The sequence below is a fragment of the Streptomyces sp. NPDC060049 genome, from assembly GCF_042736715.1.
In the GTDB taxonomy this organism is placed as follows: domain Bacteria; phylum Actinomycetota; class Actinomycetes; order Streptomycetales; family Streptomycetaceae; genus Streptomyces.
The window spans coordinates 393,107-413,440 of record NZ_JBHWVV010000001.1 but is presented as its reverse complement, the minus strand read 5'-3'; the positions used below and the strand labels follow the sequence as shown (position 1 = coordinate 413,440).

Here is a 20,334-nt window from a genome sequence, read left to right as displayed (position 1 = left end):
CGCGGGCTCCCCCTCCCGGCGCGAACGCCGCTGTGGGCCGGGGGGAGTTGCCGGTGCCCATCGGCGCACCGGGGGCCTCGCCGCGGCCGCGTACGGGCGTCCGGGGCCGCCGCGTGCGGGCGTCCGGGGCCGCCACGTGCGGGAGTACGGGGCCGCCGCGTGCGCGCGTCCGGGCCCCGCCGGTACGGGCGTCCGTCCCTGCCACGTGCGGGAGTACGGGCCCGCCGCGTACGGGCGTCCGGGCCCGCCGAAGTCAGCGCCTCGGGGGCCGCCGCCGCAGGATCCGCTTCGCGGTCAGGGTCAGGCCCGTCGCCACCACCAGGACCAGCGCGGCCTTGCCGAAGCTCCCGCCCTCGGGCGCGGCGGGCGGGGCGGCGCCCGGGCCGCCGGGCGCGGCCGGGGCCGACGGGGCCGGGGACGAGGCGGCCGCCGGGGCCACCGGGACCGCCACCACCCGGCTGCCCACCCCCTCCGCCCCGAACATCAGCGTCGACCCGTCCGACGTGTACGTCACCGACTCCGCCTGCCCCTGCCACGGCGCGGCCACCTGCTCCCCGTCCCCGGCCGGCCGGCCGTCCTTCCACGGGTACGTCTTGGCCCACAGGTATCCGCGCAGCGCGAGCCGTCCCCCGTCCGGGGAGAACGCCCCGTCGGTGACCCACGGCACGTCGCCGATCCGCCGGAAGGTGTTCGTCCCGGACACCGACAGCGTCGCCGGGCCCTCGTAGAGCCCGCCCGCCCGCTCGTCCTTGCTCGCGATGTACACCCGCCCGGTCACGGGATGGACCATCAGGGCCTCCGCGTTGCGCGGCCCGTCCGCGTACTTCACCGTGAACTGCTCGGCCTTGAGGGTCAGGTCCCCGAGGGTCTTCGGTTCGGGGAAGCGGTAGATCCACACGTGGTTCCAGGAGCCTCCGAGGTTGTCCCCGATGTCGCCGACGTACAGCTGTCCGTCCGGCCCCAGGGAGACCGCCTCGACGTCCCGGGGCTTGCCGATGCCCGTCAGCGTGATCCGCGAGACCGTCTTCCCGGTCGCCGAGTCCACGGCGTACACGTACGGGCCGTCGTCGCTGTCGTTGTGCGTCCAGTACACGCCCGGGTGGATCCGGCTGGCCGCGAGCCCGCTCGACTCCTTGATCCGGGGGTCGGTGATGGTGAACCCGGACGCGCCCGGGCCCGCGGCGACCGGGCTCACCGGGGTCCGCGGGGCGGCCGCGAGGGCCGTGGGGGCGAGGGCGAAGCCGGAGGCGGCGACAACGGCAACGGCGGCGGTCGACGGAAGCAGGCGCAGGCGCATGCCCCAAGCCTGCCAGCCCGCACGGCGTGTCCGGCATCACAGGGGTTCCGGTCGCGTGATCCGCGATGATGACCGGATGCGTTTCATGTTCGTCGGCGACTCCATGACCATCGGACGCGCCGGCGACTACACCTGGCGCTACCGGATGTGGCAGCACCTCAACGCGACCTTCGGCGGCCCGTACCGGATCGTCGGTCCCCGCAGCGAGCTCTACGACACCTTCGCGGACGCGCCGGTCAGCCACGAGTACGCCGATGCCGGCTTCCCCGAACACGCCCGCCGTCACCTGGCCGGCTGGGGCGAGGGCTGGCAGCACATGGCGCCGCTCATCGGGCCGGCCGTCAGCGCGGGCAGGGCCGACGTGCTGCTCGTCTCCCTCGGGCTCATAGACCTGGGCTTCTACACCGCCGCCGAGGGCACCGCCGTCAACGCCCGGCGCTTCATCGCCGAGGCGCGAGCCGCCCGGCCCGGGATCCGGATGGTCCTGATGCCGGTCATCCCCAACGTCCGGGCCCAGGACGACGCGCCCTTCGCGGCGCAGGTCGCGCTCTTCAACGAGCTGCTCGCGAAGGCCGTCGCCGACCTGTCGACCCCCGCGTCGCCGATCCTGCTGGCCGCGCGCCCGGACGCGTACGAGTTGCACCTCGACACCTACGACGGCACGCACCCCAACGCCTCGGGCGAGCACCGGCTTGCGGGGGAGTTCGCGGCGGTCCTGCACCAGGCGTGGGGCATCGGCGGCCCGTACCGCGCGCAGCGCGACGACCGGCAGGACCCGTAACACGCCCTTCACCGGCGGGTCTTGCTTCGAGCGCACTCCAAGCAGTTGGCTAGTGCCCCATGAAGTACACGCAGCTCGGACGCACCGGCCTCAAGGTCAGCCGACTTGTCCTCGGCACCATGAACTTCGGCCCCCAGACCGGGGAGCCCGAGAGCCACGCCCTCATGGACACGGCCCTCGACGCCGGCATCAACTTCTTCGACACGGCCAATGTGTATGGGTGGGGTGAGAACAAGGGCCGCACCGAGGAGATCATCGGAACCTGGTTCGGCCAGGGCGGCGGGCGCCGCGAGAAGACGGTCCTCGCCACCAAGGTCTACGGCAGCATGGCCGCCGAGGGCGACCCGTGGCCCAACTTCGACCGCCTGTCGGCGCTGAACATCCGGCGGGCCGTCGACGCCAGCCTCAAGCGGCTCCAGACCGACTACATCGACCTCTACCAGTTCCACCACGTCGACCGGAACACCCCCTTCGAGGAGATCTGGCAGGCCGTCGAGGTCCTGATCCAGCAGGGCAAGATCCTTTACGCGGGGTCCTCGAACTTCCCCGGCTGGAAGATCGCCCAGGCCAACGAGGCCGCGGCGCGTTCCGGGCGGCTCGGCCTCGTCAGTGAGCAGTGCCTCTACAACCTCGCCGAGCGGCGTGCCGAGATGGAGGTCGTCCCGGCGGCCGAGGCGTACGGGCTCGGCGTCATCCCGTGGTCCCCGCTGCACGGCGGCCTGCTCGGCGGTGCCATCCGCAAGTCGGCGGAGTCGGGGCGCACGGCCACCGGCCGCTCGGCGGACGCGCTGGCGAACAGCACCGTACGGGCACAGGTGCAGGCGTACGAGGACCTGCTGGACAAGCACGGCCTGGAGCCCGGCGAGGTCGCCTTGGCCTGGCTGCTGACCCGGCCCGGGGTCACCGGCCCCATCGTCGGACCGCGTACGCCGGAGCAGCTCGCGTCCGCGCTGCGCGCGGTGGAGCTGGAGCTGTCGCAGGAGGTGCTGGACGGCCTGGAGGAGGTCTTCCCGGGGCCGGGACCGGCTCCGGAGGCGTTCGCCTGGTGACTCCGGGCTGGCCCCGTTCCCTACTGTCCGACGGCGGCGGCCACGGCTACGACGACGAACATCAGCACGAGAACGCCCGCCATGACGCGGTTTCTGGTCTTGGGATCCACCCGTCGAGCCTAACGCGACCGGGCCCGCTCCTCGTACGGAGGGGCGGGCTCTGCCAGTTCCCAGGCGCCGACGACCTCGTAGCGGGGCTGCTCGCCCGGGACGCCGCTGGTGGGCAGGTTGCTGCGGACCAGGCTGAGTTCGCCGACCCGCCAGGCGGTGCCCTCGAAGGAGGCCAGCTGCTCGCAGTAGGGCCGCACGTCGTCGGCCTCGTCGCGGAGCCGGCCGAGGGTGAGGTGGGGCGTGTACCGGTGGTGCTGGTCCATCGGCACCCCGGAGCGGCGCGCGGCGGCGTCCGCCCGCTCGGCCAGCATCCGCAGGGCGTCGAGGTCTCCGGCGGCGCCCGCCCACAGCGAGCGGTGGCCGAAGTGGCCGGAGCCGTGGATCCGCAGCGTGAAGGGCGCGGAGCGGGCCGCCGCGCGGGCGAGGCGGGCGTGCAGTTCGGGCAGGAGCTCGTCGCCGACCTCGCCCATGAAGGCGAGGGTGAAGTGCCAGCCCGCCTCCGCGGTCCAGCGCATCCGGTCGTCGCGCAGTCCGTGCACGGCCTCGGCCAGTTCCGCGACGGCCGCCTCGGGCGGGATGACGGCTGCGAACAGTCTCATGGACCGAGACTAGCCGGGCTGCCCGGGCGGGGCCGCCCTTGCTCGGAGGGCATGGGCGGCCCCGCCCGGGGTCAGGCGGCCGTGACGAGGTGGCCGCGGTCCGACGGGACGAAGGTCACGCCCCGGCGGTTCACGCTGAGGCGGAGGTTGCCGACGCGGGACAGGACGATGCCGATCGTCACGGCCGCGACCAGGGACACGGCGCCGCCGGCCGCCATGCCGGTCCGCGCGCCGTAGGTGTCCGTGATCCAGCCGACGAGCGGGGCGCCGATCGGGGTGCCGCCGGTGAAGACCATCATGAAAAGGGCCATCACCCGACCGCGCATCTCCGGGTCCGTCGCCATCTGCACGCTGGAGTTGGCCGTGACGTTGACCGTCAGCCCGAACACGCCGATCGGGACGAGCAGCGCCGCGAACAGCCAGAAGCCGGGTGCGAAGGCCGTCACCAGCAGGAGTACGGAGAAGAGCGCGGCGGCCGCGACCAGCAGCCGCAGCCGGGAGTGGCCCCGGCGGGCCGCCAGCAGCGCGCCCGCGAGGGAACCCGCCGCGATGAGCGTGTTGAACAGGCCGTAGGTGCCCGCGTCCCCGTGGAAGACGTCGCTGACGAAGGCGGACAGCCAGATCGGGAAGTTGAAGCCGAAGGTGCCGATGAATCCGACCAGCACGATGGGCCAGATCAGCTCGGGCCGGCCGGCGACGTAGCGCAGGCCTTCGCGCAGCTGTCCCTTGGCGCGCGGCTGGACCTCGACCGGGTGCAGCTCGTGCGCCCGCATCAGCAGCAGGCCGGCGATGGGGGCCGCGAACGAGAGGCCGTTCAGCAGGAATGCCCAGCCGGAGCCGACGGCGGTGATGAGGACGCCGGCGATCGCCGGGCCGACCAGCCGCGCGGACTGGAAGTTGGCCGAGTTCAGGCTGACGGCGTTGGCGAGCTGCTCCTTGCCGACCATCTCGGAGACGAAGGTCTGGCGGGCCGGGTTGTCCACGACGGTGACCAGGCCGAGCAGGAAGGCCGCGAGGTAGACGTGCCAGACCTGGACGTGGCCGGCGAGGGTGAGGGCGGCGAGCGCGATACCGGTGAGGCCCATCGCGGTCTGGGTGCACAGCAGCAGGGTCCGCTTGGGGAGCCGGTCGGCGAGTACGCCTCCGTAGAGGCCGAACAGCAGCATCGGCAGGAACTGCAGCGCGATGGTGATGCCGACGGCGGACGCGGATCCGGTCAGGGAGAGGACGAGCCAGTCCTGGGCGATGCGCTGCATCCAGGTACCGGTGTTCGAGACGACCTGTCCCGTGGCGAAGAGCCGGTAGTTCCGGATCCTCAGCGAGCTGAACATCGAGTTCTTGCCCGGGGCGCGCCCGGCGGCGCGCGTCGTGGTGGGTATGTGGCCGGGGGCGGAGTCTGCTCCGGGTCCCGTACTCAAAGGTTCGCCTCCTGGTGTCGTCCTATAGGTGCGCGAGCTTGTCCAGGACGGGCGCCGCTTCGCGCAGCTTGGCCCATTCGTCCTCGGTCAGCTCGGCCGCGAGCCCGGCCAGGAAGGCGTTGCGCTTGCGGCGGCTCTCTTCGAGCATCGCCTCGGCCTCCTCCGTCTGGCGGACCACCTTCTGGCGGCGGTCGTCGGGGTGCGGTTCCAGCGTGACCAGTCCCTTTGCCTCCAGCAGCGCGACGATGCGGGTCATCGAGGGCGGCTGTACGTGCTCGCGCCGGGCCAGCTCACCGGGGGTGGCCTGGCCGCAGCGGGCGAGTGTGCCGAGCACCGACATCTCGGTCGGGCTCAGCGATTCGTCGACGCGCTGGTGCTTGAGGCGCCGGCCCAGCCGCATGACGGCTGAGCGGAGGTCGTTCACGGCTGCGGCGTCGCCGCCATGGGAAAGGTCACGCATGTTCTTTAGAGTAACTCATTACTCTTCCTAAGGAAAACCGAGGAGGCGGCGTCACTCGTAAGGGTGAGACGGCTCCTAAAAGTGACACGCGTCCCCGCCCCGTGCCCCGACTCTTTCGCCATGGGGACACATGTGCTGAGCATGCGCATAGACGGGGAGCTCCTCGAAAGGCTCCGGACTCATGCAGCCAAACGCGGAATGAGCGTCCAGGACTATGTGGTCCGGACGCTCATTCGCGACGATTTCGACGAACGCTTCAAGGCGGCCGTCGACGAGACGGAGAAGTTCTACGGGCTCACGTGAGCCCGGCTCCTCGCGGTGTGGCGGCCGGGGCTACGTGAGGCCCAGAGCCGGCATCGCGTAGTAGAAGACGAAGACCGCCGAGACCACGTACATGGCCACCGGGACGTCGCGGCCCCGGCCGGTCGCCAGCCGCAGGACGGCGAAGGACACGAAGCCGATGCCGATGCCGTTGGTGATCGAGTAGGTGAACGGCATCATCACCATGGCCAGGAAGGCCGGGACGGCGATCGTGAAGTCGTCCCAGTCGATGTCCCTGACCGATCCGGCCATGATCAGGAAGCCGACCGCCACCAGTGCGGGGGTGGCCGCCTGCGACGGGACCATGGTGGCCAGCGGGGTGAGGAACAGCGCCACGGTGAAGAGGCCGCCGGTCACGACGTTGGCCAAGCCCGTACGGGCTCCCTCGCCGACGCCCGCCGTGGACTCCACGAAGCAGGTCGTGGCCGAGGAGGAGGTCGCGCCGCCCGAGGCGACGGCCAGGCCGTCGACGAACAGGACCCGGTTGATGCCGGGGAAGGAGCCGTCCGGCTTCGTGAGCTTCGCCTCGTCGCCGACGCCCAGGATGGTCCCCATCGCGTCGAAGAAGCAGGACAGCAGCACGGTGAAGACGAAGAGGACGCCGGTCAGCACGCCGACCTTGCCGAAGCCGCCGAAGAGGCTGACCTGGCCGACGAGCCCGAAGTCGGGCGCGGCCACCGGGTTGCCCGGCCACTCCGGGACGGTCAGGCCCCAGGCGGAGTCGGGGAGCTGGGCGATCAGCTGGACGCCGAGGGCGGCGAGGGTCATGACCACGATGGAGATCAGGATCGCGCCGGGCGTCTTGCGGATGATCAGGGTCAGCGTGAGCAGTACGCCGATCACGAAGATCAGGACGGGCCAGCCGTGCAGGTGGCCGTTGATGCCGAGCTGGAGCGGGACCGTGGTGTGCGCGAGGTCGGGGATGCGCGTGACGAAGCCCGCGTCGACCAGGCCGATCAGCAGGATGAACAGGCCGATGCCGATCGCGATGCCCTTGCGCAGGCCGAGCGGGACGGCGTTCATGACGCGCTCGCGCAGGCCGGTGGCGACCAGCAGCATCACCACGAAGCCGGCCAGGACCACCATGCCCATGGCGTCGGGCCAGCTCATGCGCGGTGCGAGCTGCAGCGCGACGACGGTGTTGACGCCGAGGCCGGCCGCCAGCGCGATCGGGACGTTGCCGATGACACCCATGAGGAGGGTGGAGAAGGCGGCCGTCAGCACGGTCGCGGTCACGAGCTGGCCGCCGTCGAGCTGGTTGCCGTACATGTCCTTCGCGCTGCCGAGGATGATCGGGTTCAGCACGATGATGTAGGCCATCGCGAAGAAGGTGGCGAAGCCGCCACGGATCTCGCGGCCGAAGGTCGAGCCGCGCTCGGAGATCTTGAAGTAGCGGTCCACTCCGGAGGCCGATCCTGGCGGGGAAGGCTCCGGGGAGGTGGACGAGGGGGCGGGGGCCGACGTGCTCATGCGGTCCTCAATGGGTGGTTCCTACGATGAAAACGGGCCAAGCCCAAGCCGTTTCAGTATGAACACATGAACGAAGGGGCGTCTATCTCCGCGCGTAGACCTTCCGTCGACCGGCCTAGACTTGGCCCCATGGCGAAATGGACTGCGCAGCACGAGGCCCCCGAGCCCCTTGAGGGTCCCGTCGTCGGCACCGTCATGGGCGGCACGATCCTGTGGTTCGCCCTCTTCGTCTGCCAGCTCCCCTTCTACGGGTGGTTCGCGGACCGGGACCTGCTGTGGTGGGTCTGGACCTGCGCGGCCGGCGGGGTCCTCGGCCTGATCGGCCTCTGGTACGTCCGAGGCCGCGACGCCGCCCTCAAGCGCCACGCGGCCGAACCGGCGGAGCCGCCCGCGCCCGCCGCCGGCAGCGCCCCGGGCGAGACGACCTAAGCGTTTCTTTCGGATCTTGCCGGGCGAAAGAGACGGCCTAGCCCTTCCGGGCCGCACCGGCGGCCGCGGAGGGATACCAGCGGAGGATTCGGCTCATCCCCAAGTCGGATCTTCGGCTTGCTCGGCGGGTGAAGCACCGGATCGCCCTTTACCGTCGAAAGCATGACGCAGCGGGCACGGATCGAAGCGGACGGCCCGGAGCCGGGCGGTAGCGGTGGCGGGAGCAGCGGTGTCGGCAGTGGCACGGCCGCCGGGACCACCATCGACGCGGGCGCGGAGCTCGACCCCGTACACCCGGTCAAGCCGCCCGCGCCCAGGTTCAAGCCCGCCGGGCTCAGCACCGCCGAAGTCGCCGAACGCGTCGCGCGCGGAGAGGTCAACGACGTACCCGTCCGCAGCAGCCGTTCCCTCCCGGACATCGTCCGCGGAAACGTCTTCACCCGGTTCAACGCCATCATCGGCGTCCTGTGGGTGGTCATGCTCCTCGTCGCGCCGATCCAGGACAGCCTCTTCGGCTTCGTGATCATCGCGAACACCGGCATCGGCATCATCCAGGAGCTGCGCGCCAAGAAGACCCTCGACGGCCTCGCCGTCATCGGAGAGGCCAAACCCAGCGTCCGCCGCGACGCCCGGACCGCCGAGATCTCCACCTCCGAGATCGTCCTGGGCGACGTCATCGAGCTCGGCCCCGGCGACAAGGTCGTCGTCGACGGGCTCGTGGGCGAGGCCGACGGGCTGGAGATCGACGAATCCCTCCTGACCGGCGAGGCCGACCCCGTCCTGAAGAAGCCCGGCGACCAGGTCATGTCCGGCTCGTTCGTCGTCGCCGGCGGCGGCGCCTTCACCGCCACGAAGGTCGGCCGCGAGGCCTACGCCGCCCAGCTGGCCGAAGAGGCCTCCCGCTTCACGCTCGTCGCGTCCGAGCTGCGCTCCGGCATCTCCACCATCCTCAAGTACGTCACCTGGATGATGATCCCGACCTCCATCGGCCTGATCGTCAGCCAGCTGATCGTCAAGGACAACAACTTCAAGGACGCCGTCGCCCGGACCGTCGGCGGCATCGTCCCGATGATCCCCGAAGGCCTGGTCCTCCTCACCTCGGTCGCCTTCGCCATCGGCGTCATCCGGCTCGGCCGCAAGCAGTGCCTGGTCCAGGAGCTGCCCGCCATCGAGGGGCTCGCCCGCGTCGACGTGGTCTGCCTCGACAAGACCGGCACCCTCACCGAGGGGGGCATGGACGTCACCGAGTGCCGCCCGCTCGGCGGCGCGGAAACCGGGTACGTCAAGAAGGTGCTCGGCGCGCTCGGCGAGAGCGACCCCCGCCCCAACGCCAGCCTCCAGGCGATCATCGACGCCTACCCGGACAGCGCCGAGTGGCGCTGCACCGAGTCGCTGCCCTTCTCCTCCGCCCGCAAGTACAGCGGCGCCAGCTTCAGCGAGGGCGACGGCGAGAACAACACCTGGCTGCTCGGCGCCCCCGACGTGCTGCTCCCGGCCGGCGACCCGGCCCTGGAGGAGATCGACGCCCTCAACGAGCAGGGCCTACGGGTCCTCCTGCTGGCCCGCGCCCCCCTCGAACTCGACGACCCGGCCGTCGCCACCGGGGTCAGGCCGACCGCCCTGATCGTCCTGGAGCAGCGGCTGCGCCCCGACGCCGCCGACACCCTGCGCTACTTCGAGGACCAGGACGTCAAGGCCAAGGTCATCTCCGGCGACAACGCGGTCTCGGTCGGCGCGGTCGCGGGCAAGCTGGGCCTTCCGGGCGCGGAGAACACCGTCGACGCCCGGGGACTGCCCACGGGTCAAGCCGAGATGGCCCAGGTCCTCGACGAGAACGCCGTCTTCGGCCGCGTCACCCCGCAGCAGAAGCGCGACATGGTCGCCGCACTCCAGTCCAGGGGCCACACGGTCGCGATGACCGGCGACGGGGTCAACGACGTCCTCGCGCTCAAGGACGCCGACATCGGCGTCTCGATGGGCTCCGGCTCGGAGGCCACCCGGGCCGTCGCGCAGATCGTCCTGCTCAACAACAGCTTCTCCACCCTGCCCTCGGTGGTCGCCGAGGGCCGCCGCGTCATCGGCAACATCACCCGCGTCGCCACCCTCTTCCTCACCAAGACGGTCTACTCGGTGCTGCTGGCCGTCCTGGTGGTCTGCTCCCAGGTCGAGTACCCGTTCCTCCCGCGCCACCTGACGCTCCTGTCCACGCTGACCATCGGCATCCCGGCCTTCTTCCTGGCCCTCGCGCCGAACAAGGAGCGGGCCAAGCCCCACTTCGTGAAACGCGTGATGCGCTACGCCATCCCCGGCGGAGTCATCGCGGCCGTCGCCACCTTCGTCACGTACGTCGTCGCCCGCCACTACTACACCGGCCCCGACGCCCTCAAGGCGGAGACCAGCGCCGCCACGCTCGCGCTGTTCCTGACCTCGATGTGGGTCCTGGTGATCATCGCCCGCCCCTACACGTGGTGGAGGGTCGCCCTGGTCGGCGCGATGGGCGGGGCGTTCCTGATCGTCCTCGTCGTGCCGTGGCTCCAGGACTTCTTCCAGCTGAAGCTGCAGGGAGCCGTGATGCCGTGGACCGCCGTGGCCATCGCCGCCGCGGCGGCCACCCTGATCGAGTTCACGTTCCGCTGGGTGGACCGCAGGTTCCCGGTGTAGCCCACGGCGCCGCCGGGCTCCGGGCCGCCGCGGCCGTCAGGCCGCCAGCGCGTGCTCCGTACGGGCCGCGATCCGGGCACGAAGGCCCAGCATGGCGACCGCGGCGAGGAGGCCGGCGGCGAGGGCGCCCCACCACAGGGCGGCGGCGCCGACGCCGGTGTAGAGGGCCACGCCCAGGGTGAGGGCGCTGAAGCGGGCGAGGCCCCAGGTCCAGCTGAAGGCGCCCTGGTAGCGGCCGCGGGCCGCGGCCGGCGCCAGGTCGGCCACCACGGCGGCCGCGATGCCGGCCACGACGACCTCGCCGAGCGACCAGAGCGCCACCGAGACGACGTACCCGAAGAGGGAGTCCGCGAGCCCGGTCGCCGCGACACCGGCGGCGATCAGCGCGCTGCCCGCGGCCTGCACCGGCAGCTGCGGCAGGTGCGCCAGCCGGGAGGTGACGAACGGCTGGAGACCCACGACCAGTACGGCGTTGACCGCCGCCAGCCCTCCGTACACGGCGGGCGAGAGCCCGCTGTCGCGCACGGCCAGCGGCAGTGCCACCTCGGTCAGCGAGTACACGAACAGCTGGATCCCGAGGAGCGGGAGCAGGGCGAGCAGCAGCCGGTCGCGCAGGACGACCCCGTAGCCCAGGCCGGCCTTGTCCGAGGCGGCGGCCGGGGTGCGGGCCGGTTCGCGCAGCCGGGCCGCGACGACGGCCGCGTAGACGAGCGCCGTGCCGGCGTCGACCGCGAAGAGCAGCCAGTAGCCGTGAGCGGCCAGGAAGCCGCCGAGCACTCCGGCGACGGCCGTACCGATGTTGACGCCCCAGCCGAACAGCGCGTACGCCTGCCGGCGCCACCCGGTGTCCACCGCGTCGGCCATCAGCGCGTAGGCGGCGGGCGGGACGATCGCTCCGGCGGCGCTGAGCATCAGCGCCGCGGCGGCCATCGTCCAGATGCCCGGGGCCAGGAACAGCGCGCCCTGCGCGACGGCGGAGCCGACGAGCCCGATCAGCATGGTCGGGCGGCGGCCGATCCGGTCGGCGAGCAGCCCGCCGACCGCCGGGCCGAGCAGGTTGCCGGCCCCCAGTGCGCCCAGGACGTAGGAGATGCCGGAACCGGTGATGCCGCGGTCGGCGAGGAGGAAGACCAGGAACGGGGTGACGAGGTGGCCGAGCCGGTTGACGATCGTGCCGGCGAAGAGGGTCCACACGGTGGGCGGGAGTCCACGGAAGGAGGAGAGCATGTGAGGAGCTTGCGCCCGACCCCTTCGGCATCCTATTGATTAAGCTGGAGCCGAATCCAACGGGCCGACGGGGGCGGGAACATGGAATCACGATTGGCTTTCTCCACGGCGGACCTGGCACAGACCCGCTTCGCGGTGTCCCCGATGTGGGAGGTCGTCACCAGCTTCCGGCTCCTGCGCGAGGAGACCGAACCGCCCCTGCACCGCCGCTGGGCCGCGCAGGTAAGGCCCCGGCTGCGGCGCGCGGGCCTCGACCGGGGCTGGCTCGCCGCCCTGATCCCCGGCGCCGGCTACCTCGCGGACTTCCTCAACCCGACTCCCGCAGGCCCCTTCCCGCAGCTGACCGCCGAACTGGCGGCCATCCGCCGCAGCACCCCGGAGCAGGTGCGCTCGGACCTCGCCGCCCTCGCGGCCAAGTCCCGCCCCGCGCCCCGCCTCAGACTGCTCCACGAGGAGCCGGAGGCCGCGCTGGAGAAGGTCGCCGCCGAGATCGAGACCTACTGGGAACTCGCCCTCGCGCCCTACTGGCCCCGCATCCGCCAACTCCTCGAAGCGGACGTCTTCCACCGCGCCCGGCAAGTCGCCGAGCACGGCTCCGCCCACGTCCTGAACGAGCTCCACGACTCCGTCAGCTGGGACGCCGGAACCCTGCGCCTGGTCCGCCGGCACTGCGCGCTGACCCGCGACAGCACGGGCTCCGGCCTCCTGCTGGTGCCCTCGGCCTTCGCGTGGCCCCGCGTGCTGACCCGCTCGGTGGCGCCCGAGCCGCCCCAACTCGCCTACCCCGCACGGGGCATCGGCACCCTGTGGGAGCCGCGGACCACCGAGGCCTCCGCCGCGGTCGCCGCCGTACTGGGCCGCTCCCGGGCACTGCTCCTCGCCGAGCTCGACACGCCGGCATCCACCACGCAACTGGCACGCCACAGCGGCCTTTCCGCCGCCGCGGTCTCCCAGCACCTCACGGCACTGCGCAACGCGGGCCTGGTCACCGGCCACCGCACAGGCCGCTCGGTCCTCTACGCCCGCACGGCCGTGGCGGACGCACTCCTGACCCCGGTGGGCTGACCCCGGGCCGGCCTGCCGGGCGGCGCTCAGTCGAACCAGCGGTCGCGGGCCAGTTCCGCCGTGCGGGAGGGGTCCTCCAGGAGGGCCGCGACCTCGAAGCGTCGGGGCCACTGGGCCGCCGCCCAGGCGAGGGCCGCCGCCACGCCCTCCAGGGTGGACGCGTGCAGGGTTCCGTCCGGGGTCTGGCGCCAGTCGAGTTCGACGCCGCCCGCGAGCAGTTCGCCGTGCTCCAGGTAGCGGTCGGGGATGTTCGGTCCCAGCAGCTGGCGGACGGACTCGGGGACCTCGTGCTCCTCGCCCTCGGTGGTGACCTCCGCCGGGACCGTCTGCGAGAGCCGGCGGACCTGCAGCAGATCGGCCAGGTCGGCGGCGCGCGCCGGGGCCACCGGCAGCAGCGGGAGCCCGGCCGTCAGCGGCAGCAGGTCGGGGGCGTCCGCGATCACCGCGTCGGCCGCGTCCACCACCACCACCTCGCCGTCGACGACCGCGCGCAACTCGTCGGGCAGGGTGACCCGTTCGGGATCCAGCTCGGCCAGGGCCCCGTAGAGGGCGTGCAGCTGGCGGCCGCCGACCTCCCGCTCGGGGTCGGCGAGCCGGCCCAGGAGCTCGGCCGCGCCGCCGGGCTCGTCCAGCAGGGCGGCCACGCTGGTGCGCACGCCGAGAGCCCGCAGGACCTGCTCGTCCTCGAAGCCGGTGGCGTCCGCCGGGGTGTAGAGGCCCGCCAGCAGCGGGTCGCCGCCCGCGGCGCGCAGGCCCGCCGGGCGGCGGCCGTCCAGGACCGGGTGGTCGCGCAGCCACCAGGCGGTGTAGGAGCGCACGGACCGGGTGGTGCCGTCCGGGAGCAGGACCCGGACGGGCTGGGTCAGGGCGTCGCGCAGCGGGGGCTGGGCCAGCATGGCCAGCGCCTGCGGCCAGCAGTCGTCGTCGACCAGGTCGAGGTCCCGTACGGCGACCAGCTCGGTGGCGATCGGCGGGACGGGGGTGTCGGGGAGCTGGTCGAGGAGGTCCTCGCACCACACGTCGACCGCGTCGAGCAGTCCGGCGTCGTCGGGCTCGGCGAAGTCCCCGTCGCGGGGGTCCAGTTCGTCCGGGTCGAGGACCACGTCCGTCGCGCGGACCAGTTGGAAGGTGGCCAGGACCCCGACCGCGGCCAGGGTCTGCTCGTCCCAGCGGTCCAGCAGGTCCGCGTCCACGTACGGGACCTCGTCCTCGCGGATGACGGAGGCGAGCGGGGAGCCGGGCAGCAGCAGCTCGCCGGCCGGCGTCGGCTCGCCGTCCTCGTCGGGCAGCGCGAGCGCGCCCAGCCAGGGCTCGTCGCCGGGCGACAGCTCGGCGGCCCGCACCAGCCCGAGGACGATGTCGGCGAGCTCCTCGGCGTCGAGGGCGTCCTCGTCCCACACGTCCCCGGCGTCCAGGGACGCCGCGACGGCCGCCCGCACCTGCGGGGTCGTCAAGATGGCGCGCGGGGACGCCGGGAGCGCCCCCAGCTTCTCCAGCAGCGGGTGCGCGGCGTCCGGGTGGGCCACCTTCAGGCCGAGCCGGGCCAGCTTCTCCGGGGTGTCCGTCGCCGTACCGTCCCCCGCCGGGCCGGCGGCGCCGGGCAGCAGGATGTGCCGGGGCCCGATCGCGGTGCGGCCGTCGGCCAGCGGCACCGGGAGCCCGGAGAGCCGGTCCGGGTCGACGCCCGCGAGGCTGTCGTAGAGCCGGTGCCACCAGTCGGGGGTCCGCTCGATGCCCGCGATCCGCTCGATGGCCTCGCCCAGCGGAAGCCTGCCCACGCCGAGGGCGCGCAGTTCGGCGCGGCGCTCCAGCCCGGCCGGGAGCAGGGTCGGCAGCACCTCGGCGAGGACCCGTACGGTGTCGGCGCCCGCGCCCTCGACCACCTCGGCCTCGAAGGGGCGCAGCGCGAAACGCTCCGGCTGCCCGCCCTCGTCGGGCGCCTCCTCCCGCGGTTCGCCGGGCTCGGCGGCCGGCGCGAGGAAGGCCGTGCGCGGCAGCCGCTTCAGGACGGCCGCGCGCAGTGCCCCGTCGAGCGCGCCCTTGCCCAGCGGACCCGGGACGAGGTCCACGAGCGCGGTGCTCACCGGGTCCCAGGAGGCGAGCAGTTCGGCGTAGGCGTCGGCAGCGCGCTCCACGAGGAAGTCCGTCAGCGGCCCCGGCGCCGGATGGCGGCGCGCGGTGTCCAGCGGCAGGGTCGCGATGAGCAGCGCCGGGATCCCCAGCGGCTCGTCGGTCGGGGTCGGCGCGTGCACCACGGGAGCGGTGGTCGGGCGGACCGGCGCGCCCTCGGCGTCGACGGGCACGGCCCACGACACCGCCCAGGCGGGCCGCAGGCGTTCCTCGACGGGGCGGTCGGCGAGCAGCGCCTTCTCGATGGGGCCGCCGCTGCGCACGGTGCGCCAGCGGTTGGTGCCGGACGCGGAGTCCTCGATGACGGTGTACGGGCCTTCGGCGCGGCGGCGCAGCGTCCGTACGCCCCCGGCCGTGCCCGTCGACGGGGTCTCGATGACGATCTCCGCGAGCCCGGGCAGGGTCAGCAGCAGGGCGTCGTCGACGGCGCCGAGGAGCCGCTCGACCAGGTCCTCGGCGGCGGCGTCGCGCAGCGGGAGGACCACGATGGTGTCGTAGCCCTCGGGCGCGGTCCCCTCGGCGGGCAGCGGGAGGCGCAGCAGCGGGACGTGCCCGTCGCGGCGGCGCAGCTCGTCGCCGAGCCCGGGGCTGCCGACGGCGGCGCCGCGGGCCAGTTCGCGGGCCTCGGCCAGGGACCAGCGGACTCCGCCGTGGCGGCCGAGGAGGGCGGGCTCGTCCGAGACCGCGAGGACGGCGGCGAAGCCGACGCCGAAACGGCCGACGCTGCCGGAGGAGTCGTCGCGCTTGGCGGAGGCGCGCAGCGTGGAGAGCGACTCCACGCCGGTGGCGTCCAGCGGGGCGCCGGTGTTGGCGACGGCGAGCACCGCGTGCCCGCCCTCGCCGGGGTGCAGGGTGAGCCGCAGCCGCCCCGGGACCTTGGCGCGGGCCGCCGCGTCGGCGGCGTTCTGCGCGAGCTCGACGACGAGCCGGTCGCGGTAGCCGCCGAGCGCCAGGTCCTCCTCGGCGTTGGCGTCCTCACGGAAGCGGGCCGGGCCCGCGCCCCAGGCGTCGAGCACCCCGCGCCGCAGCCGGGCCGTGCCGAAGGGGTCCACGCCACCCTGGGCCGCCGTCACTCGCACGCTCACGCCGCTGCCTCCAAGCTGTACCGCCCTGTACGGCATTCACCGAACGCCGAATGCCGAGGCCCTGAAGGTATCGCGTGCGGGCCCACAGGCCGCCACGGGCCGGGCCCGCGTCCCACCGGGTGGTCGCCGTGGACGAGGTGGCCGAGGGCATGGCGCGCGGCGGCGCGGGGGCGCGGGACGCGGCGGGCAATGCCGAGCCCCCGGTGACGGGAGGTCACCGGGGGCTCGGGAGCCCGGCGGACGGCCGTCACGCGGCCGTCCGGTGCCTGCGGGTCAGAGGCGCTCGATGACGTGGTCGACGCAGGCGGTCAGCGCCTGGACATCGGCCGGGTCGATCGCCGGGAACATCGCGATGCGCAGCTGGTTGCGGCCGAGCTTGCGGTAGGGCTCGGTGTCCACGATGCCGTTGGCGCGCAGCACCTTGGCGACCGCGGCCGCGTCGATGTCGTCCGAGAAGTCGATCGTGCCGATGACGGCGGAGCGCTTGGCGGCGTCCGCGACGAACGGGTTGGCGTACTTCGACGCCTCGGCCCAGCCGTACAGGTGGGCCGCGCTGGCCGACGTGCGGCCGGTCGTGAACTCCAGGCCGCCCTGGCTGTTCATCCACTCCAGCTGATCGTTCAGCAGGAAGAGGGTGGAGAGCGCGGGGGTGTTGTACGTCTGGTTCTTCAGCGAGTTGTCGATGGCCGTCGGCAGCGAGAAGAACTCCGGGATGTGCCGGCTGCCGGAGGCGTGCACGCGGGCCGCGCGCTCCAGGGCCGCGGGGGAGAACGCCGCCAGCCACAGGCCGCCGTCGGAGGCGAAGGACTTCTGCGGGGCGAAGTAGTAGACGTCGGTCTCGGTGATGTCCACCGGCAGACCGCCGGCGCCCGAGGTCGCGTCCACCAGAACGAGCGAACCGGCGTCCGCGCCGGCGACGCGCTTGATCGGCGCCGCGACACCCGTCGAGGTCTCGTTGTGCGTGTACGCGTACACGTCCACGCCCGCCTCCGCCACCGGCTCCGGGTGCGTACCCGGCTCGGAGGAGATCACGGACGGCGCGTCCAGCCACGGCGCGAGCTTCGCGGCCGAGGCGAACTTCGAGGAGAACTCGCCGAAGGTGAGGTGCTGCGACTTCCGCTCGATGAGACCGGCGGTCGCGATGTCCCAGAAGGCGGTGGAGCCGCCGTTGCCCAGGATCACCTCGTAGCCCTCGGGAAGGGAGAAGAGGTCCCGGAGGCCCTGGCGCACCGAACCGACCAGGTTCTTGACCGGGGCCTGGCGGTGTGAGGTTCCGAGCAGGGAGGTACCGGTGGCGGCGAGGGCGTCCAGCGCCTCGGTCCGCACCTTGGAGGGGCCCGCGCCGAAGCGTCCGTCGGCGGGCTTGATGTCAGCGGGAATCTGGATCTCAGCCACAAGCGGAGCGTATCGGGTCCAGGTCCACGCCTTGGAGGCGCGTCCACCCGATGAGATGAACCGGGCCGGTGGGAGGGTGTCCGGGTGACGTCACCCGGTGAACTCGAACGGACATTGAGGAAGAACCTGCGCGGAGAGGTCGACTTCGGTGCCGCCGCACGGGCCCTGACCACCATGGACGCCTCGAACTACCGCCGCGTCCCGGTCGGCGTGGTCGCCCCGCGCGACGCCGCCGACGTGGCCGCGGCGCTCGCGGTGTGCGCCGAGGCCGGCGTCCCCGTCGTCCCGCGCGGCGGCGGCACCTCCGTCGCCGGCCAGGCCACGGGCACCGGGGTGGTCCTCGACCTGACCCGGCACATGAACGCCCTCGTCTCCCTGGACCCCGCCGCCCGTACCGCGGTCGTCCAGCCCGGCCTGGTCCTGGACCGGCTGCGGGACGCGGGGCGCCCGCACGGACTGACCTTCGGACCGGATCCGTCCACGCACTCCCGCTGCACGCTCGGCGGGATGATCGGCAACAACGCGTGCGGGGCACACTCGGTCGCCTGGGGGACCACCGCCGACAACGTCGCCGAGCTCGCGGTGACGGCGTACGGGGGCACGGCGTACCGGCTCGGTACGGGCTGGGCGGGCGCCCCGACGGGCCTGCGGGAGCTGGTGGCGGCGAACCTGGCGGTCCTGCGCACCGGCATGGCCGGGGGCTTCTCCCGGCGGATCTCCGGCTACGGCGGCCTCGACGCAATGCTGCCCGAACGGGGTACCGGGCTCGCCCGCGCCTTCTGCGGCAGCGAAGGCACCCTCGGGGTGGTCACCGAGGCGGTGGTGCGCCTGGTGGAGACCCCGCCCGCACCGGTCCTCGCGGTGCTCGGGTACGCCGACGAGAGCGCGGCCGCCGACGCGGCACCGGGTTTGCTGGGGTACGGCCCGCTGACCGTGGAGGGCATGGCGGTCGACCTGGTGGGGTCGGCGTCCGGCCGGCTGCCCCGGGGCGGCGCCTGGCTGTTCGTCGAGATGCGGGACGAGGGCGCGGGCCGGGCCCTGCTCCGGAACGCGGACGCGGTGGACAGCCTGCTGATCACCGACCCGGCCGCGCAGCGGGCGCTGTGGCGGGTCCGCGAGGACGCGGCGGGCACGGCGACGCGCATGCCCGACGGAGGGATGGCCTGGCCGGGCTGGGAGGACTGCGCGGTCCCGCCGGCCCGGCTCGGCGCCTACCTGCGGGACTTCCGGGCCCTGCTGAGCGAGCACGGGCTGCGCGGATCCCCGTACGGCCATTTCGGCGAGGGCTGCGTGCACGTGCGCATCGACTTCGACCTCGTGACGGCGCGGGGCGTGGCGGGCTTCCGCGCCTTCTCGCACGCACTGGCCGACCTGGTGGTCGCGCACGGCGGCTCCCTCTCGGGGGAGCACGGGGACGGGCAGGCGCGGGCGGAGCTGCTGCCGCGCATGTACGGGCCCTCGGTGATCACCCTCTTCGAGGACTACAAGCGGGTCTGGGACCCGGCGGGAGGAATGAACCCGGGCATGCTCGTCCGTCCGGCACGCCTCGACGAGAACCTCCGCTTCGCGGTGCTGCCGCCCTCGGCCCTCGCGGGGGAGGTCGCCCGCTGCGTCGGCGTCGCGAAGTGCCGGAGCACGGACGTCGGCGGGCCGGGGGTGATGTGCCCCTCGTACCGGGCCACGGGGGAGGAGCGGCACTCCACGCGCGGCCGGGCCCGGCTGCTGCACGAGATGCTCGCCGGGGAGATCGTGACGGACGGCTGGCGCTCGAAGGAGGTCGCCGAGGCGCTGGACCTGTGCCTGGGCTGCAAGGGCTGCCTCAGCGACTGCCCGGTGGGCGTGGACATGGCCTCGTACAAGGCGGAGTTCCTCCACCGCCACTGGTCCGGCCGGCTGCGCCCGCTGTCCCACTACACCCTGGGCGGCCTGCCGGCCTGGCTCCGCACGATCACCACCCTCAGGCTGACCCGTCTGGTCAACGCGGCATCGCGCCTCCTCCCCGTCCCGGGCCTGGACCCGGCCCGAACCCTCCCCCCGCTGGCGGCCACCCCGTTCACCCGCTGGTGGCACGGCCGCGTACCCCCGGCCGGGGCGCGGGCCGGGGTCACCGTGACGCTGTGGCCGGACACGTTCACGGAGTACCTGGCTCCCGAGGCGGGCCGGGCCGCGGTCCGGGTGCTGCGGGCCGCAGGGCTGGACCCCGTCCTGCCGGGCGGCGGCGCCCCCGTCTGCTGCGGGCTGACCTACGTCTCCACGGGCCGCCTCGACCGCGCCCGCGCGGTCATGCTCCGGACCCTGGACGCGGTGGGCGAGCCCGACGGCCCGGTGACCGTCCTGGAGCCGAGCTGCGCGGCGGCGCTCCGCACGGACCTGCCCGCCCTCCTCCCGGAGGACCCGCGCGCGCACCGCCTCGCCGCGGCCGTGCGGACCTTCGCCGAGACGCTGGAGGAGTACGCCCCGCAGTGGCGGCCGCCCCGCCTCGACCGGCCGGTCGCCGGCCAGACCCACTGCCACCAGCACGCCGTTCTCGGGGACGGCGCCGACCGCCGGCTGCGCGACCGGGCGGGCCTCATCGGGGAGCTGAGCGGCGGCTGCTGCGGCCTCGCGGGGAACTTCGGCTTCGAGCCGGGCCACCACGGGGTGTCGGTGGCCTGCGCCGAGGAACAGCTCCTGCCGTCGCTGCGCGCGGCGGCCCCGGGTGCCGAGGTCCTGGCGGACGGGTTCTCCTGCCGGACCCAGATCGCGCAGCTGTCCGGCGGCCGGGCCCGTCACCTGGCGGAGGTCCTGGCGGAAGCCCTGGCGGAGACCCCGTAGACGGGGTGTAAGGCAGAACATG

At 73.4% G+C, this 20,334-nt stretch carries 15 protein-coding genes; 7 read left to right on the top strand and 8 right to left on the bottom strand.

Annotated features, from left to right (window positions below):
* Nucleotides 1-253: 253 nt before the first annotated feature.
* Nucleotides 254-1,297 (bottom strand): WD40 repeat domain-containing protein, encoded by a 1,044-nt coding sequence (locus ACFWBY_RS01865; protein WP_385330679.1) that lies wholly within the window; start codon nucleotides 1,295-1,297, stop codon nucleotides 254-256.
* Nucleotides 1,298-1,373: 76 nt separating this feature from the next.
* Between ACFWBY_RS01865 and ACFWBY_RS01860 the strand changes: the two genes are divergently transcribed.
* Complete coding sequence (locus ACFWBY_RS01860) at nucleotides 1,374-2,078, top strand: GDSL-type esterase/lipase family protein (RefSeq protein ID WP_385330681.1); 705 nt, start codon at nucleotides 1,374-1,376, stop codon at nucleotides 2,076-2,078.
* Nucleotides 2,079-2,137: 59 nt separating this feature from the next.
* On the top strand, nucleotides 2,138-3,127 hold the full coding sequence (locus ACFWBY_RS01855) for an aldo/keto reductase (RefSeq protein ID WP_385330684.1): 990 nt from the start codon (nucleotides 2,138-2,140) through the stop codon (nucleotides 3,125-3,127).
* 119 nt (nucleotides 3,128-3,246) lie between these two features.
* Here the strand turns inward: ACFWBY_RS01855 and thpR are convergent, their stop codons facing one another.
* From thpR to ACFWBY_RS01840, 3 genes are all read right to left on the bottom strand, one after another.
* Nucleotides 3,247-3,837, bottom strand: a complete 591-nt coding sequence (thpR, locus tag ACFWBY_RS01850) for an RNA 2',3'-cyclic phosphodiesterase (protein ID WP_385330687.1) — start codon at nucleotides 3,835-3,837, stop codon at nucleotides 3,247-3,249.
* A 71-nt stretch (nucleotides 3,838-3,908) separates the two neighbouring features.
* Nucleotides 3,909-5,255, bottom strand: a complete 1,347-nt coding sequence (locus ACFWBY_RS01845; protein ID WP_385330690.1) for an MFS transporter — start codon at nucleotides 5,253-5,255, stop codon at nucleotides 3,909-3,911.
* Between the two features lie 22 nt (nucleotides 5,256-5,277).
* The gene (locus ACFWBY_RS01840) at nucleotides 5,278-5,715 is read right to left on the bottom strand and encodes a MarR family winged helix-turn-helix transcriptional regulator (protein WP_385330693.1); all 438 of its coding nucleotides are present in this window, start codon (nucleotides 5,713-5,715) and stop codon (nucleotides 5,278-5,280) included.
* 120 nt (nucleotides 5,716-5,835) lie between these two features.
* Between ACFWBY_RS01840 and ACFWBY_RS01835 the strand changes: the two genes are divergently transcribed.
* Nucleotides 5,836-6,018 carry a hypothetical protein gene (locus tag ACFWBY_RS01835; RefSeq protein ID WP_031146958.1) on the top strand — a complete coding sequence of 61 codons (183 nt, stop codon included), beginning with the start codon at nucleotides 5,836-5,838 and terminating at the stop codon, nucleotides 6,016-6,018.
* A 30-nt stretch (nucleotides 6,019-6,048) separates the two neighbouring features.
* On the opposite strand, the gene ACFWBY_RS01830 is transcribed toward ACFWBY_RS01835, so the two are convergent.
* Entirely contained in the window at nucleotides 6,049-7,506 is a 1,458-nt protein-coding gene (locus tag ACFWBY_RS01830) for an NCS2 family permease (protein ID WP_385330697.1), read from the bottom strand.
* A gap of 129 nt (nucleotides 7,507-7,635) precedes the next feature.
* On the opposite strand from ACFWBY_RS01830, the gene ACFWBY_RS01825 reads away from it, so the two are divergent.
* Both ACFWBY_RS01825 and ACFWBY_RS01820 read left to right on the top strand, forming a co-directional pair.
* Entirely contained in the window at nucleotides 7,636-7,935 is a 300-nt protein-coding gene (locus tag ACFWBY_RS01825) for a DUF2530 domain-containing protein (protein WP_385330700.1), read from the top strand.
* A gap of 162 nt (nucleotides 7,936-8,097) precedes the next feature.
* The gene (locus tag ACFWBY_RS01820; protein ID WP_385330703.1) at nucleotides 8,098-10,596 is read left to right on the top strand and encodes an HAD-IC family P-type ATPase; all 2,499 of its coding nucleotides are present in this window, start codon (nucleotides 8,098-8,100) and stop codon (nucleotides 10,594-10,596) included.
* Nucleotides 10,597-10,632: 36 nt separating this feature from the next.
* Here the strand turns inward: ACFWBY_RS01820 and ACFWBY_RS01815 are convergent, their stop codons facing one another.
* On the bottom strand, nucleotides 10,633-11,823 hold the full coding sequence (locus tag ACFWBY_RS01815; protein WP_385330705.1) for an MFS transporter: 1,191 nt from the start codon (nucleotides 11,821-11,823) through the stop codon (nucleotides 10,633-10,635).
* An 81-nt stretch (nucleotides 11,824-11,904) separates the two neighbouring features.
* Between ACFWBY_RS01815 and ACFWBY_RS01810 the strand changes: the two genes are divergently transcribed.
* On the top strand, nucleotides 11,905-12,888 hold the full coding sequence (locus ACFWBY_RS01810; RefSeq protein WP_385330707.1) for a DUF5937 family protein: 984 nt from the start codon (nucleotides 11,905-11,907) through the stop codon (nucleotides 12,886-12,888).
* Nucleotides 12,889-12,914: 26 nt separating this feature from the next.
* On the opposite strand, the gene ACFWBY_RS01805 is transcribed toward ACFWBY_RS01810, so the two are convergent.
* Together ACFWBY_RS01805 and serC are read right to left on the bottom strand one after the other, a co-directional pair.
* Complete coding sequence (locus ACFWBY_RS01805) at nucleotides 12,915-16,139, bottom strand: sacsin N-terminal ATP-binding-like domain-containing protein (protein WP_385409614.1); 3,225 nt, start codon at nucleotides 16,137-16,139, stop codon at nucleotides 12,915-12,917.
* Nucleotides 16,140-16,376: 237 nt separating this feature from the next.
* Complete coding sequence (gene serC, locus ACFWBY_RS01800) at nucleotides 16,377-17,498, bottom strand: phosphoserine transaminase (RefSeq protein ID WP_385330713.1); 1,122 nt, start codon at nucleotides 17,496-17,498, stop codon at nucleotides 16,377-16,379.
* Nucleotides 17,499-17,582: 84 nt separating this feature from the next.
* On the opposite strand from serC, the gene ACFWBY_RS01795 reads away from it, so the two are divergent.
* On the top strand, nucleotides 17,583-20,312 hold the full coding sequence (locus tag ACFWBY_RS01795; protein WP_385330716.1) for an FAD-binding and (Fe-S)-binding domain-containing protein: 2,730 nt from the start codon (nucleotides 17,583-17,585) through the stop codon (nucleotides 20,310-20,312).
* Nucleotides 20,313-20,334 lie beyond the last annotated feature (22 nt).